This is a genomic window from Myroides sp. WP-1, from assembly GCF_014145635.1.
GTDB lineage: Bacteria > Bacteroidota > Bacteroidia > Flavobacteriales > Flavobacteriaceae > Flavobacterium.
This window is the reverse complement of record NZ_JACHTC010000007.1, coordinates 110,331-126,375: the sequence shown is the minus strand read 5'-3', so window position 1 is coordinate 126,375 and position 16,045 is coordinate 110,331. Positions and strand designations below refer to the sequence as shown.

Below are 16,045 nucleotides of genomic sequence, written 5' to 3'. Positions count from 1 at the left end.
TTCATGTTGAACAAGTATTGGCTTTTCCTTTTATTGTTTTGTACAAGCTTCATTCAAGCGCAAAAAACACAAGATTACACAGCTAATTACATTAAAATGGCTGCATTCATGAACAATGAGATGGCAGTTACCCCATTTTTCCCACTAAATGAAAGCTTTTCAATTGAATTTGACGATTTATACGGTGACGAAGGTAATTACTTTTATCGTGTACTTGCTTATAACTACGATTGGACACCTTCACAGCTAAAACCTATAGACTACATCCAAGGAATGGATAATCAGCGTATTCAACAGTATACCACTTCATTCAACACCTTACAGATGTATACTCATTATCGATTGACAATTCCCAATTCTGTTTATCGAATTACCAAAAGTGGTAACTATATTCTCGAAATTTACGACGAAGACAATCAAGTAGTTATACGACGTAAATTTGTGTTATATGAAAATGTAGCAAGTGTAGGTGCACAAGTAAAACGAGCACGAGACCTCACTTACATTGACCAGAAACAAACCTTAGAGCTTACTGTAAAACTAGGCGAGCAACCCTATCAAAATCCTACGTCAAACGTAAAGATCGCCTTATTTCAAAATGGGCGTTGGGACTCATACATCACAAAAGTACCCCCTCAATATACCTTAGGGACAGACTTAATTTACAAGTACGATCAAGAAACTAGTTTTTGGGGTGGTAATCAATTTCGCTATTTTGACAACAGCGATTTGAAACAAGCCAATAACATGATTTACTCCAATTCGAAAGAAAATGATATGTACAAAACAATACTCTACCCTATTACCGGTTGGTTAGAGAAGAAGTATTCATACTTTCCTGATATTAACGGATCATTTAAAGTAAGGAACCTATTTGGCAAAAATGCAAGTATTGAGGGCGAATACAGTTGGGTTTATTTTAGTTTTGAACCTATTGACGATGACAAAAACAATACGTACTATGTTACGGGAATGTTCAATAATTATGAGTTGACCTCAGAACATCAATTGGACTACAATCCGCAAACCGAACGCTATGAAAAAGCAGTATTGATCAAACAGGGATTCACCAACTACAATGTCACCACTGCTCAAAAAGGAAAAGTTAGTCCGGCACATAATCCAGATGGCAATCATGCCTTAACCACAAATAAGTATCAAGTTTTAGTATATTATAAGGGAACAACCGATCTATATGATCGCGTAATAGGCTTTGCAGAAGCTAATGCCGAACAAATAACATATTAAGAACAAAAGAATAACAATATGGTATCCAAACAAACCAAAGGAGTTAATGTAACCGTAGAAACACTGTATGAAGGTTTTTTCCAACGAAGCAATAGCATGCAATTTGCCTTTAGTTATGAAATTACCATCGAAAATCAGAGTGATACAACCATTCAAATTCATTCTCGTCATTGGGAGATCTATGATTCACTCAATGCGAAAGAAGTTGTAGAAGGATTAGGAGTAGTTGGCGAACAACCTTTTATCCATCCCAATGAGAAATACACCTATAGTAGCGGTTGTGTTTTAACCTCTACTTCTGGAGCGATGCAAGGTTATTACAATGTGATTCGAACAGATAATGAGGAGATGATCACAGTGGAAATTCCCTTTTTTAAACTCATTGCTCCCTTTATTTTAAATTAGACGCTTTAAGTTAAACTAGTGTGTAATAACCGCTAGTTCGAGTAAAATTAATTATCTTTGTAGTTATATATTTTAATAAACCCGAAAAAAAGTACATTATGTCAAAAGGATTCTACAAAGTTCCAAGTGCAATTAATGAGCCTGTAAAATCATACGCGCCAGGAACGCAAGAGAGAGAATTGACTTTGAACTCTTTCAAAGAGCAATATAGCCAATTAGTTGATATTCCATTATATATTGGTGGAGAAGAAATCAGAACTGGAAATACAAAAGATTTATTCCCACCTTTTGATCACAAACATAAATTAGGTGTTTACCACCAAGCAGACAAAGCTTTAGTAGAAAAGGCAATTAGTACTGCTTTAGAAGCAAAGAAAAAATGGGCTGCAATGCCATGGGAACACAGAGCTTCTATCTTTTTAAAAGCAGCTGAATTATTAGCAGGTCCTTACCGCGCTAAAATCAATGCTGCTACAATGATTGCTCAAGCTAAAACGCTACACCAAGCAGAAATTGATGCTGCTTGTGAATTTATTGATTTCTTGAGATTCAACGTAGAATACATGACTCAAATCTATTCAGAACAACCTTTATCAGTAGATGGAGTTTGGAATAGATTAGAGCACCGACCTTTAGAAGGTTTCGTATATGCAATTACTCCATTTAACTTTACAGCAATTTCTGGAAACTTACCGTCTTCAGTTGCTATGATGGGGAACGTTGTTGTTTGGAAACCATCTGCTACACAAATCTACTCTGCTAGAGTAATCGTTGAAGTATTCAAATTAGCAGGTTTACCTGACGGTGTAATCAACGTTGTTTACGGAGATTCTGCTATGATTACAGATACACTTTTAGCTAGCCCAGATTTCGCTGGAATCCACTTTACTGGATCAACGGGCGTTTTCAATAGCATGTGGACAAAAATCGGACAAAACATCAACAATTATAAAACATACCCAAGAATTGTTGGGGAAACAGGTGGTAAAGATTATGTGTTAGCACATCCATCTTCAAACGCTAAAGAAGTGGCTGTAGCCTTAACTAGAGGTGCTTTCGAATACCAAGGACAAAAATGTTCTGCCGCTTCTAGAGCATACATCCCTGCTTCTTTGTGGCCACAAGTAAAAGACTTTATGGCTGCTGACTTAGCGACAATCAAAATGGGTTCTCCAGTAGATCCATCTAACTTCGTTTCTTCTGTAATTTCTGAAAGTTCTTTCGACAAATTAGCCAAAGCAATTGAAGAAGCTAAAGCAGCTAAAGATGCAGAAGTAGTATTAGGAGGTAAATACGATAAATCTGTAGGTTATTTTGTTGAACCAACGGTTATCTTAACTTCGAATCCAAAATACGATACAATGGAAACAGAATTATTTGGTCCTGTTTTAACTATTTACGTATATGAGGATGCTAAATGGGCGGAAACATTGAAATTAGTAGACGAAACTTCAGCTTACGCGTTAACTGGAGCTATCTTCTCTCAATGTCGTTACGCAATCGCTGAAGCAACTGAAGCATTAGTTAACTCTGCTGGTAACTTCTACATCAATGACAAACCAACAGGTGCTGTTGTAGGTCAACAACCATTTGGTGGAGCAAGAGCTTCTGGTACCAACGACAAAGCCGGTTCTATCTTGAACTTATTGCGTTGGGTATCGCCAAGAACAATTAAAGAAACATTTGTTCCTGCAAAAGATTACAAATATCCGTTCTTAGGATAATACATACAAAGGCGGTTTGTTAACCGCCTTTTTTATTTCACAATTCAGTGCTTTTTATTGGGATCGTTTCTTCTTCGCTGACGACACGATTAAGTAAAAATTACTTTTATATTTTGCTTTTATACTTTTTCAGTAGAAAAAGTTCCTTATTTTATTTCTAAAGTACTGGGTTATAATTATTAACAAATAGTATATAACTCATGTTTAAAAAATTACTAGACAACAAACAGTTGGTTATTAATCCTCCTGTTTTTACCACTTCAATTGTACTAATTATTGCATTAATCTCCGTTTGTCTCCTTTTCCCTAGTAAAGTAGGTGATTGGTTTCATATCGGACAGCTTGCTGTTACAGAAAACTTTGGTTGGTTTTTTATTCTTACCGTTAATATCATCCTGATTTTTGCTCTCTTTTTAGCCTTTGGCAAATATGGGAGTATCCGTTTAGGTGGTGATGATGCAGAACCTGAATTTTCTAAACCTTCTTGGTTTGCTATGCTTTTTAGTACAGGAATGGGAATCGGAATTATGTTCTTTAGTATTGGAGAACCCGTCTCTCACTTCTTTAACCCTCCACGACCTGCAGATAGCGATATCGACACTGCTATACAAGCAATGGAATTTACCAGCTTACACTGGGGGTTACACGCGTGGGCTATTTATGCCATCGTTGGGTTAGCCCTAGCTTTCTTCGGATTCAATCGACGATTACCCATGACATTCCGTTCTTTACTTTACCCTTTCTTGGGTGAGAAAATTCACGGTTGGTGGGGACATACCATTGATATTCTCTCAACATTAGCCACTGTTTTTGGGCTATCTACTTCACTGGGATTGGGAGTAACCCAAATTACAGCTGGACTAGAATACCTCTACGGATGGGAGATTTCTCCTTTAATGCAGGCAGGAATTATTATTGGTGTAATCAGTGTGGCAACCATTTCCGTCTTCTCCGGATTAGACAAAGGTGTAAAACTGTTGAGTAATGTTAATATGTATATGGCCTCTGGTTTTATGATCTTGATTTTTGTTCTTGGTCCTACCTTATTTATCCTCAAAGGATACGTACAAAATACAGGGTCTTACTTGGCGAACTTTATCGACATTAGCACATGGAACGATACTTATCAAGGTTCTGGATGGCAAAATATCTGGACCATCTTCTATTGGGCTTGGTGGATTGCTTGGTCTCCTTTCGTAGGAAGCTTTATTGCTCGAATTTCAAAAGGTAGAACAATCAAAGAGTTCATTCTAGGTGTGCTCATTGTTCCTGGTTTGATTACTTTACTTTGGATGAATGTATTTGGTGGAAGCGCTTTACACACCATCTTAGAAGGAGACATGACAATGGTTCACGCTGTAAAAGAAGATATCTCAACGGCCTTATTTGTCTTTTTAGAAAACTTCCCTTTTACGAATTTCTTATCGATTGTTGCAATTATACTAATCTTCTCCTTTTTTATCACGTCTTCCGATTCAGGTTCACTCGTGATTGATAATATCACTTCAGGAAGTGAAGGAAATTCACCGGTTTGGCAACGCGTCTTTTGGTCATTTGCTCAAGGGCTGATCGCTATTGTACTTCTGTGGGGAGGAGGTTTAGATGCACTCCAAACGGCAGTAATTATAACGGGACTTCCTTTCGCAATGATTTTGCTTTTCATGTGTTACAGCCTACAAAAAGGATTACAAGATGAATTAAATAAAAAGGCTAAACAGCTCAAGTCTAAACAAGAGAGAAGTTACAAGGAAATTATTTCTGACTTAATTGAAGAACAACAAAAATAACACAGCATGGAAACCAACAAAACACTCAACATACTAATTGGATTAGATCTCTCAGAAATGGATCAGTATCTAATCCAATACGCCAAAATACTCGACCATATTTTAAATATAGGACAGATCACCTTTATACACAACCTGAAACTAGGTGAGCTTCCAAAAGAACTCATTGAAAAAGAGCAACTAACACTCATTCAAGAGCGAATTAAGAAAAGAGTAGAAGGGCAAATTGCAGCAACAGAAGTTAACTATACGCATGAAATATTCGTGACAGTAGAAAACTATTCTGAAATTGCTTTTGCTACTATTGCTAAACAAAAGAACTACGATTTACTTCTACTAGGAAATAAGCAACAATTTACAGGAAATGGCGCTTTAGCAAACAAGTTGATTCGAATTCTTCCTTGCGCCACCTTACTCGTTCCAGAAACATTTCATATCCCAATTGAAACGGTAATTGACGCGATTGATTTTTCGCGTTATACTCCTGCAATTATGCTTTGGGCAGATCGCTTTAAAAACAATTCTAAAGGACAACCCATCCAGCACTCCGCAGTACATATCTCAAAATCATACTGGAGTTATTTACCAATGATGACAGAAAAAGAGTTGGACAAAATTTCGTTGGAGGATATCAAGGAAAAAGAAGAAAAATGGAACAAAGCTTATGCCCAACATACCGAAATTGAAATTGTACCTGCTAAAAATCAGAATGTTGCCGCAGCACTAATTCAATATGCTAAAACCAAAAAAGCAGATTTGATGATTCTAGGAGTCAAAGGTTCTGCAGGAATTAAAGATATTATTTTAGGAAGTGTTGCTACTCATGTACTACATCGTCCTACCGATACGTGTTTGCTTTTTGTCAAACCACTGATTGGAAAGAAGTAAAAAGAAAGAAGAGAGAGGTAAAGGGCATGATATGAGGTTTCAGCTCGATTTATTATTATCTTGAACACTTTGTGTAAAAATAATCATGATATAAAAAAGGCATGGATTGTAATTACAATCCATGCCTTTTTTATAATTTATTCTGTTAGTTGTCAAATTGCCATTTACCCCTACGGATTTCGCCTCTTTCTTCTTTATCTCACCGAGTTTATATTGGTTTTTGTGTTCGATGAATCTTCACTGCGTTTCGATTTCCTCTCTCCTCTCTCCTCTCTCCTCTCTCCTCTTTATCTCACTTATTTTATATTGGTTTTTGTGTTCGATGAATCTACGCTGCGCTGCGATTTCCTCTTTCCTCTCTCCTCTTTCCTCTCTCCTCTCTCCTCTTTATCTCACCTATTTTATATTGGTTTTTGTGTTCGATGAATCTTCACTGCGTTTCGATTTCCTCTCTCCTACTTACCCTTTATATTTCAACGGCAGATAAACTACTTTTTTTGTTTCAAAAAATTCATCGTCAAAAATATTGCTCAAATCGAATTGAACGGCTCTAGGAAAATCTTGCAGTTCCTCTGTTAAATCTCCACCTTTCAGATATAAGATCCCATTTTCGAATTCGTGGTTATTTTCTTTTTTTGTTTTATGGCGAATCCACTTGACAAAATCAGGCATATTCGTTACAGCACGGCTTACAATAAAATCAAATTTCTCATCCACTGTTTCTGCTCTTTTTTGCTCTGCTACCACATTTTGTAATCCCAGCGCTTGTACCACTTCATTAACTACGCGTATTTTTTTAGCGATGATATCAATCAAGTAGAATTTAGTTTCAGGAAACATGATAGCCAATGGAATACCCGGAAAACCTCCCCCTGTTCCAACATCCAACACACTACTACCCGGAACAAATTCCATCACCTTGGCAATACCCAAAGAATGTAAGACGTGTTTCACATACAATTCGTGTATATCTTTTCTAGAAATAACGTTAATTTTCGCATTCCATTCGTTATATACACTTTCCAATTGCTCAAATTGAGCGATCTGTTCTGGCGTTAAATTAGGGAAATATTTTAAAATTTCTTCCATTTCAAAAGTTTTGACAAAAATAGCTTTTTTTATCGGTAAATAAACCACCTGTAAACTATATTATAATTTATTATACTTACCTTTGATCGATACTATTTAAATGTATCAATACCTATGGAAACTCAAGTTCTATCAGATAGAATTAACAATCTTACAACTTCACAGACTTTAGCGATGGCCGCAAAGGCTCGCGAGCTAAAAGAACAAGGAATAGACATTATCAGCTTGAGTCTTGGTGAACCCGATTTTAATACACCTGACTTTATCAAGGAAGCTGCTATTCAAGCCATCAAAGATAACTACAGTAAATATCCTCCAGTAGAAGGATATTTAGAGCTAAGACAGGCTATTAGCAACAAATTTAAAAGAGATAACAACTTACACTATACCGCAAATCAAATTGTAGTATCTACAGGAGCTAAACAAGCGCTATTCAACGTAGCCCAAGCGATGATTAATCCGGGAGATGAAGTCATCATTCCTGCTCCATTTTGGGTGAGTTATGCAGAAATTGTAAAAATTGCAGAAGGTATTCCAGTAGAAGTACCTACAACGATTGACACGGATTTCAAAATCACTCCTCAACAATTAGAAGATGCGATTACTCCACAAACAAAAATGATTTGGTTCAGTTCACCTTGTAATCCAAGTGGATCTGTTTACGACAAAGCTGAATTAGAAGCGATTGGTGCTGTATTGGCAAAACACCCTTCTATTTACATCCTTTCGGATGAAATTTATGAGCACATTAATTTTGGAAGTGCTTATTGCAGCATTGGTTCTATTGGCAATTTAATTGACCGTACCATTACTGTAAACGGAATTTCAAAAGCCTTCGCTATGACAGGGTACCGTATTGGATATATTGGCGCGCCTGAATTTATCGCAAAAGCATGTGCTAAAATGCAAGGACAAGTTACTTCAGGAGCAAATACTATCGCACAACGCGCTACAATTGCTGCCGTAAATGCAGACCCTAGCGTATTAAAAGACATGGTACAAGCTTTTAAAAACAGAAGAGACTTAGTAGTAAACCTGTTAAGAGACATACCTGGTATCAAAGTAAATGTACCTGATGGTGCATTCTACTTATTCCCAGATGTATCCTCGTTCTTTGGTAAAACTTTACAAGGAGTAACCATTAACAACGCTAATGATTTATCAATGTATTTATTAGATAAAGCTTATGTTGCTACAGTTACAGGTGATGCTTTTGGAAATCCAAACTGCATCCGTTTGTCTTATGCAACTAGCGAAGATCAATTAACAGAAGCATTAAAACGAATGAAAGAAGCTTTGAAATAAGCTCCTTTAATATAATAAAAAGCGCTAGTACAGTTGTATTAGCGCTTTTTTTTGTATAAATAAAATTGTACTTTTATAAGATAAATCGATTGTTGTGGATATACTATTAGAAAGTATTGCGAATCATGTTACGCTTACAGAAATTGAACAGAAAATTGTATTAGATTCTTTTGAATCTCATCGCTATAGTGCTAAAGAAAAACTTCTTTTAGAAGGAGAGGTTTGTTATAACTCAACTTTTGTCGTTTCTGGTATCTTACGCAACTACTTTGTCGATGATCAAATTGTTGAACACACGGTTAGTTTTGCAACTAATGGCTGGTGGATTGCCGATATGTACAGCTTTTTGTCTCAGAAGCCCGGAAACTCCTACATCGAAGTTGTGGAAGATGCCATGGTACTTACCATGACAAGAGCTCAACAATTAATTCTCTTTGATCAAGTGCCTAAAATGGAACGCTATTTTCGAATCCTCATTGAGCGATCGTTAATTGCCAATCAACAGCGCTTAATGGATAACCTATCCCTTACGGCAGAAGAGCGCTATGAACGCTTCTGTGAGCGTTTCCCAGAGATAAAACACTGCTTACCTCAAAAGCAAATTGCCTCCTATCTTGGTATTACACCAGAATTCTTCAGCAAACTGAAAAAGAGAATCCTTACTGCGAAATAAAAGTTTATTGTTTGTCGATTGTTGATTGTCGATTGTTGATTGTCGATTGTCACAAACAACAACGAACAACAAACAACGAACAACAATCCCCCCACTATTTCTTAACCTACATTAAGCACATAAACCACTGACTAGCTGTATCTTTGTATAACAAAATCAATACAGCTATGGAGAATTTTATTTTATACAAATCAGATACAAGAGGTTATGCCGATCACGGTTGGTTAAAATCACACCACACGTTCAGTTTTGCAAACTACAGAAACAATGATCGCGTACACTTTGGTGTTTTACGTGTACTCAATGACGACTATGTAGCACCAGGAATGGGATTCGGAACCCATCCTCATGAGAATATGGAAATTATTTCCATCCCACTCAAAGGAAGCTTGGCTCATCAAGACAGTATGGGACACGGAGAAACCATACATGCCAACGAAATCCAAGTGATGAGTGCAGGTACAGGTGTACAACACAGTGAGTTTAACCCAAGCGAAACAGAAGCTTCGGAATTCTTACAAATATGGTTATTTCCCAATCAGTTACACGTTACACCACGTTATCAGCAATTGCCTTTAGATGTGGCTAATAGAAAAAATAATTGGGATCAAATTCTATCGCCTAATCCAAATGATGCAGGAGCGTGGATTCATCAAAACGCATGGTTCCACTTAGCTGATTTAGAGGCAAATAAAACACTAAACTACGATCTAAAAGACAAAGAGAATGGGATATACCTATTTGTTTTAGAAGGTAGTATTACCGTAAACGGACAAACTTTAGATCGAAGAGATGCTCTTGGTATATGGGATATCACTTCACTAGACGTTCAGGCAACAACAGATGCACAACTATTATTAATGGAAGTTCCAATGGAATTACCTAGTTACTTACAATAATTACAAACAACTAAAATTTAACAACGATGGAAACAAAAAAATGGACAATCGATACCACACATTCTTTAATTGGTTTTAAAATCAAACACATGATGTTTACCAATGTAAGAGGAACATTTACAGATTACAACGCTACTTTGAATGTAGTTAATGACAATTTTGAAAATAGCACAATTAGTTTTGAAGCACAAGCCGCTTCTATAGACACCAACAATACAGATCGAGATAACCACTTGAGAAGTGCAGATTTCTTTGATGTAGAACAATTCCCTACCGTAAGTTTTAGCTCAACCAATATTGAGAAAAAAGGAGAAACACACTACAGTGTAACGGGTATTTTGACGATGCACGGAGTAAGCAAAGAAGTAAAACTAAACGCAGAATACAGCGGAATTATTATTGATCCATGGGGAAATGCTAAAATTGCTTTAGCTCTTACAGGAAAAGTAAATAGAAAAGATTGGGATCTCAACTGGAATACAGCCTTAGAAGCAGGTGGTCTTTTAGTTAGTGAAGAAGTTAATTTTGATATAGAAACACAATTTGTTTTAGCCTAATTGACATGTCAAACATAGCGAAAGCTAAGCAGCTAATAGAAACAAAAAAGGGTAAGTTTACTTTAAACTTGCCCTTTTGTATCTTTTAAAACTTTCAACTGATGACGTTAGCGATCTATCCTTGTTGTAGACTTCGAACCTCTTCATCTGTTAAGAATCTCCATTTTCCTCTTGGTAGATTCCATTTTGTAATTGACCCATACATCACGCGATCAACTTTCAATACGTTGTAATCCATTGATTCAAATAAAGCACGTACCAACTTTACGTTAGAGGCTTTTAACTTGATTCCGATTTCTGTTTTGGGTTGATTTTCAACATAAGCAACATCTTCTACAAAAACGCGTTTTTCTTCGATATAGATTCCCTTTTGAACACGTTCTAAATCTTCATACTTCAAATTTCTATCTAAAGATACTTGGTACATTTTAGAAGAGCGTTGCTCTGGAGAACTCAATTTCTGAATTAGATTCGTATCATTTGTAAATAACATTAATCCCAACGTACTTTTATCCATACGTCCAACAGGTGCTATATAGGATTTAGTCGCATTTTTAACCAAACTCAATACATTTTCTTGACTAACAATCTCTTCATTAATTGTAGCGAATCCTTTTGGTTTGTTCAAAACAATGTATACCTTTTTCTCTGGTGTAATCACCATACCGTCAAAATTCACGACATCCGTTACCTTAACTTTATAACCTAATTCCGTTACTACTTCACCGTTGACTTTTACGTTACCAGAAACTATATATAAATCGGCGTCTCTACGAGAGCAAACACCAGAATTACTAATGTACTTATTTAAGCGCATCTCGCCATTATCTTCTTTTGGCGCAGTTACAACTTTTGGTTTTTTATCGAATGTTCTAGCAGAAGGCTTAGGTTTTTGTGTTCCTTGTCCTTGACTAGCTCGCTTCTGAAAAGGCTTTGCCCCTCCAGATTTTGGTTTACCACTGCGATTAGATTGGTTTTTTCTAGAACCTGATTTACCGTTATTCATATTAAATATTTTTGCAAAGATAGACAAACTCCTTCTTTTATTTCAATATACAAAAAAATATAGCTTTTAATTATAAAGTCTCTTCCAAAAGATACTTTCCACTAGCTAAAACATCAGGTTTAATTAACACGATGGATAGCACGCCTAATAAGATTAAAAGTTTAAGTAAAAAATGCAATTGATGGTATTCTTGAGTGGTATGCGATCTCCACAGCTTTACTAAAAAGAAAAGCAAAATAACGATGCTAAAATAAAAGTAATAGATCATATAACCTACATCGTAACGCACCGTCATCAAGTAGATCGGGATTAAGGCCAATACAAAAACACCCGTAAGAACTTCCTTCGCTTTTTGTTCTCCAAAGCGAACAGGAATTGTTTGATAATTATTAGCAAAATCCCCCTTTAGGTTCTCTAGATCTTTCATGATTTCTCGCATGAGGATAATCAAATACAAGAAAAAAGCATGAATAAAGATAGAGATATAAAACGATTGAAAGTACATTAGAATCGCGAAAAAGGGCAACATTGCAAGCAAAGAAGCTAATAAATTTCCAATGATAGGATATTTTTTTAATTTATGGGAATAGAACCACAACAGAAAAATATACACTGCAAAGAAAATTACTGCATGTATAGAAACTGGAAATACGATACAAACGGATAAGAAATTAAGTAGAAAATAAACCCTTAACTTTGTTGTCTGACTCACTAATCGATCCAACATAGATTTATTCGGACGATTGATTAAGTCCTTTTCCGCATCGTAAAAATTATTAATGATATAGCCTGAGGCGATCGCCAATCCAGATGCTAAAATAATAAGAAATAAGCGCCAATCCAGAATGACATCTAACGCTCTTTTTTCTGGTGCAAAAATGAAAATTGAGGCTAAGTATTGGGCTAAAATAATAACAAAAATGTTATAACCCCTTACCACAGAAAACAAACTGAATATTTTAGCTAAGAGTATTTTATTTTTCCTAGATAACATATTATATTTTTCTCTCGATTAGTAAAACGGTTATAACATTCTTTTATAGTTGTTGCTTAAAACTGATATACTACTTCTAGTTTATAGTCTTTAAGCGTTTCTTTTGCTTTGTCAATATCGGGAGTAAATCCTAAGATGTATCCACCTCCACCAGAACCACATAATTTCAAGTAGTAGTCATTGGTTTCAATTCCATTTTGCCAAACATTGTGAAATTGCTCTGGAATCATTGGTTTAAAGTGATTGAAAACAACAGAGGAAAGTTCTTTCGTATTATTGAATAGTGCTTTCAGGTCACCTTTTAAGAAGTTTTCTACGCAAGCATCTGTGTGCTTAATGAATTCTTCTTTCAATACTTTTCTAAACCCTTGTTCTTTTAATTTCTCCATAAAGATGGTGATCATAGGAGCAGTTTCACCTACAATTCCAGAATCAATTAAAAACACCGCTCCTTTTCCATCCAAACTTTGTGATGGAATACCCGCAGGTTCAATATTGTCTTTTGAATTAATTAAAATAGGCAGGCTTAAATAACTATTTAAAGGATCTAATCCTGAGCTCGTACCATGAAAGAAAGCTTCCATTTTACCAAAAATTTCTTTCAACTTCAACAATTTATCCTTGCTCAAGTTTTCTAAAACTGTAATTTTTTCCAAAGCATATTGGTCGTAGATAGCTGCTACCAAAGCACCACTACTTCCAACACCATAACCTTGAGGGATACTTGAATCAAAATACAGTCCGTTTTCAATTTCCATTTGTAAACGATCCATATCAAATTGAACCAATGTAGGTTCTGATTCCTGCATATCTACAAGATAAGCAGCAAAATTTCTCAAATATTCATTTGATTTTTTAGCGAATCCTTCTAAGTTATCCTCCATCTTTAGAGCTCCCTTATAAAAATTATAAGGAATTGATAATCCTTTTGAGTCTTTTATAATTCCGTATTCTCCAAATAGAAGAATCTTAGAATAAAATAAAGGTCCTTTCATAGCTTATAAAAGTAAATTTACCCGACAAAGGTACGTATAATATTCACGCTTAGGTAGTTTTGTTTTATTTTTTTTCTATAGATAACGATTTTTAAAACCGTAAACACAATGTCTACATCCATTTTGGCAACATTGTCCTTTGAGTAAATGATATAATTCGGTAAACACAAAATATCCATTTTCTAAATAATAGTGTTTACCCTCAACCATTTCACTTCGTTTACGCGGAAAATCTTCCGTTCTTGCATCTACAATCAACTGATTCATGTGTTCTAAACAAGTATTACACAAGCATTTGTGAAAAGAAGAACGCAAAAATGCTTTCGCATCAGGATGAAGTTGAACTTGTGTACAATCGCAGTGTTCAATGGTCTCTGGCAGACAAGTAATGGGTGTTTTACAACGTGTACACACTTTATTTTTTGCCATACATTTATCTCATTGTTGCAAAATTGTAGAACTGTAGTCCGCCATTTGCTTCAATCTCCACTTTTTGATTAACATTTTGCCCTTGCACTCGTTGTAAATTAAACGATAGCTGGTTCTTCCCCTTTACCAAAGGAACACGTGCATACTTTATTTCTGCAGGAAGGGTTTGCCAATTACGGGTATCTGCTTTTTCAGAAAATAAATTATACAATTGCAATCCGAATCCCAAGCCTTCTAATACGGCATTATTATCATTCGACTTAGCTGCTGCTTTCACGGCATATTCCGCCGATTTTTTAACCGCTAAACGAGTCAAAATCTTTCCTAATTCTTTTCCGGCACGTTCTTGTAAAGTTGAAACCGCTACAACATCAATATCTTGTACTTTTTCCAAAACATAGGTTGCTGTTCCGTTGACCTCTACTTGTGCTTTTGTGTAGGGAACAGGTGTACTAATGTACTTCGGGTAGGCTATATTTACACTGTGTACGTCACTTAAATCCGTTTTTCCTGCTATACCAAAATCTAAGGGAATCATAATCCCTAATGCATTAGTAAAAACTAAAGAACCACTATCTCCTTTTATTAAAGAGAAAAACATACTTTCTTCTTCTTTTACTGGAGCTGTACCATTTTCCCAAAAAACAACTAACTCTCCTCCTTCAGCCTGTTGATAGGCTTTAAAAGGCATCGCAAATTCTTTTTCAAACTTTCTCAACTCACCGGTAAACCCAAGTTTATTTGCCATATTCATGACATCATACTTTAAGTTTTCAGGAATACTCACCCCGTAATACAATCCACCAACTGCACTTTGATAAACTTCAACTGCATTGCGATAAGCGATAAAAGCATCGTTGTAATTTCCGACAGATTCATAGATGAGTCCTTGCAAATTCAAAGCAAATGCATCCTTTGAATAACGCGTTGTTTTATCGTTATACTTGTCACCTTGTTGGTAGTTTTGAAGCGAGATACGTCGAGCTTCGACGATGGCTTCTTGTGATTGTCCAAGATATAAGTAGTTTAATGCTTTATAATAGTGTAGCATAAAAATTTCAAATTCTTCCCCTTTATAACTTTGGGACATCGAATTTAAAAACAGTCCTACCATCACATCTCCAAACTTGGATACTTGATCTTCAATTAAGAGATCCGCCTTATTTAGATATTGATTACTCAATGCATAATTGCCTTTCAAATGCTCTACTCTTCCCTTCTCCATATAAAACAACAGGAGATTTCTCGACTTTTGTAATAGCTTATTTTTGTCTAGGGCTTTATCTGCTCCAACGTAATCTTCTTGGGTCATCCGTTGGTAATAATCTGTAATTCTATCGTGATATGTGGCGCATCCAAAGACGAAAAACATTAGCGCCAAGGGCACTAATGTTTTTGTTATGGAAGATATGGTTCGATTGAAAACCATAAATTATAAGTTTAGTTTTTTACGTATTTCGCTATTTTTTTGTCTCCAATCCAAACAACTTCATTGGTTTGTAGATTCGTTAACTCTAAATTAACTTGGTAGTAAACAACTTTTTTCTTTTTGTGTGAATCTACAATTGAGTTAATCGAACCTTGCAACATAAAGTCTGCACCTTGTTCTAAACCAAATTGTTTCATTGAAGAAGCAGAAGCATTTGTTTGTTGATCCGCTCTTTCACCTCTTAGTTCTTCGCGTTTTTTACCTCCTTGTACTAAACGAACACGTCCAGATTGAATAAAAGACTGCTCCACATCTTTAACGAATGTTTCAGCATCAATATGCTCATGGCTTTTGTTGTATACCATGCCCACGATAACTACTGGTTTTTTGTTATTGTTATCCTCTTGAAAATCTCCAATCCAACCACCATCAAGTACTTGTCTTGTCATTTGCTGTGCAACTTCTCTTGAATCTGAATTATTCCATCTACCACTTAAGTCGATTGTTTCTTCTGTACTAACACGTGTAACTTGACGACCACAAGATGTGATAAACAAACCTGACGCTGCTAAAATTGCAGCCAAAGCTATCTTTTTAATTTGCATACTTTTTTTATT

At 35.8% G+C, this 16,045-nt stretch carries 16 protein-coding genes; 9 read left to right on the top strand and 7 right to left on the bottom strand.

From position 1 onward, the window contains the following. The first annotated feature begins 3 nt into the window (after positions 1-3). The 5 genes from H4K33_RS09010 (at position 4) to H4K33_RS08990 (ending at position 6,052) form a co-directional block, all read left to right on the top strand. Positions 4-1,248 (top strand): DUF5103 domain-containing protein, encoded by a 1,245-nt coding sequence (locus H4K33_RS09010; protein ID WP_182648127.1) that lies wholly within the window; start codon positions 4-6, stop codon positions 1,246-1,248. An 18-nt stretch (positions 1,249-1,266) separates the two neighbouring features. Further along, on the top strand, positions 1,267-1,653 hold the full coding sequence (gene apaG / locus H4K33_RS09005) for a Co2+/Mg2+ efflux protein ApaG (RefSeq protein WP_182648126.1): 387 nt from the start codon (positions 1,267-1,269) through the stop codon (positions 1,651-1,653). Between the two features lie 98 nt (positions 1,654-1,751). Beyond that, entirely contained in the window at positions 1,752-3,377 is a 1,626-nt protein-coding gene (gene pruA / locus H4K33_RS09000; RefSeq protein WP_182648125.1) for an L-glutamate gamma-semialdehyde dehydrogenase, read from the top strand. Between the two features lie 200 nt (positions 3,378-3,577). Next, positions 3,578-5,164 (top strand): BCCT family transporter, encoded by a 1,587-nt coding sequence (locus tag H4K33_RS08995; RefSeq protein WP_182648124.1) that lies wholly within the window; start codon positions 3,578-3,580, stop codon positions 5,162-5,164. A 6-nt stretch (positions 5,165-5,170) separates the two neighbouring features. Continuing rightward, on the top strand, positions 5,171-6,052 hold the full coding sequence (locus H4K33_RS08990; RefSeq protein WP_182648123.1) for a universal stress protein: 882 nt from the start codon (positions 5,171-5,173) through the stop codon (positions 6,050-6,052). Between the two features lie 459 nt (positions 6,053-6,511). Here the strand turns inward: H4K33_RS08990 and rsmG are convergent, their stop codons facing one another. Next, the gene (gene rsmG / locus H4K33_RS08985) at positions 6,512-7,141 is read right to left on the bottom strand and encodes a 16S rRNA (guanine(527)-N(7))-methyltransferase RsmG (RefSeq protein WP_182648122.1); all 630 of its coding nucleotides are present in this window, start codon (positions 7,139-7,141) and stop codon (positions 6,512-6,514) included. Between the two features lie 114 nt (positions 7,142-7,255). On the opposite strand from rsmG, the gene H4K33_RS08980 reads away from it, so the two are divergent. From H4K33_RS08980 to H4K33_RS08965, 4 genes are all read left to right on the top strand, one after another. Beyond that, positions 7,256-8,446 (top strand): pyridoxal phosphate-dependent aminotransferase, encoded by a 1,191-nt coding sequence (locus H4K33_RS08980; RefSeq protein ID WP_182648121.1) that lies wholly within the window; start codon positions 7,256-7,258, stop codon positions 8,444-8,446. Between the two features lie 94 nt (positions 8,447-8,540). After that, positions 8,541-9,119, top strand: coding sequence for a Crp/Fnr family transcriptional regulator (locus tag H4K33_RS08975; RefSeq protein ID WP_182648120.1), 579 nt, complete (start codon positions 8,541-8,543; stop codon positions 9,117-9,119). 167 nt (positions 9,120-9,286) lie between these two features. Next, on the top strand, positions 9,287-10,018 hold the full coding sequence (locus H4K33_RS08970; protein ID WP_182648119.1) for a pirin family protein: 732 nt from the start codon (positions 9,287-9,289) through the stop codon (positions 10,016-10,018). 26 nt (positions 10,019-10,044) lie between these two features. Further along, positions 10,045-10,575: a YceI family protein gene (locus tag H4K33_RS08965; RefSeq protein WP_182648118.1), complete on the top strand. Its 531-nt coding sequence runs from the start codon at positions 10,045-10,047 to the stop codon at positions 10,573-10,575. Between the two features lie 115 nt (positions 10,576-10,690). Here H4K33_RS08965 and H4K33_RS08960 read toward each other — a convergent pair whose 3' ends face one another. The 6 genes from H4K33_RS08960 to H4K33_RS08935 form a co-directional block, all read right to left on the bottom strand. After that, positions 10,691-11,581, bottom strand: coding sequence for a pseudouridine synthase (locus H4K33_RS08960; RefSeq protein WP_182648117.1), 891 nt, complete (start codon positions 11,579-11,581; stop codon positions 10,691-10,693). 70 nt (positions 11,582-11,651) lie between these two features. Further along, complete coding sequence (locus H4K33_RS08955) at positions 11,652-12,575, bottom strand: geranylgeranylglycerol-phosphate geranylgeranyltransferase (protein ID WP_182648116.1); 924 nt, start codon at positions 12,573-12,575, stop codon at positions 11,652-11,654. A 56-nt stretch (positions 12,576-12,631) separates the two neighbouring features. Beyond that, positions 12,632-13,570: a mevalonate kinase gene (locus H4K33_RS08950; RefSeq protein ID WP_182648115.1), complete on the bottom strand. Its 939-nt coding sequence runs from the start codon at positions 13,568-13,570 to the stop codon at positions 12,632-12,634. Positions 13,571-13,645: 75 nt separating this feature from the next. Then, the gene (locus tag H4K33_RS08945; protein ID WP_182648114.1) at positions 13,646-13,999 is read right to left on the bottom strand and encodes a cysteine-rich CWC family protein; all 354 of its coding nucleotides are present in this window, start codon (positions 13,997-13,999) and stop codon (positions 13,646-13,648) included. Positions 14,000-14,003: 4 nt separating this feature from the next. Beyond that, entirely contained in the window at positions 14,004-15,428 is a 1,425-nt protein-coding gene (locus H4K33_RS08940) for a COG3014 family protein (protein ID WP_182648113.1), read from the bottom strand. Positions 15,429-15,439: 11 nt separating this feature from the next. Continuing rightward, positions 15,440-16,033, bottom strand: coding sequence for a penicillin-binding protein activator LpoB (locus H4K33_RS08935; RefSeq protein WP_182648154.1), 594 nt, complete (start codon positions 16,031-16,033; stop codon positions 15,440-15,442). Between the last annotated feature and the right edge of the window lie 12 nt (positions 16,034-16,045).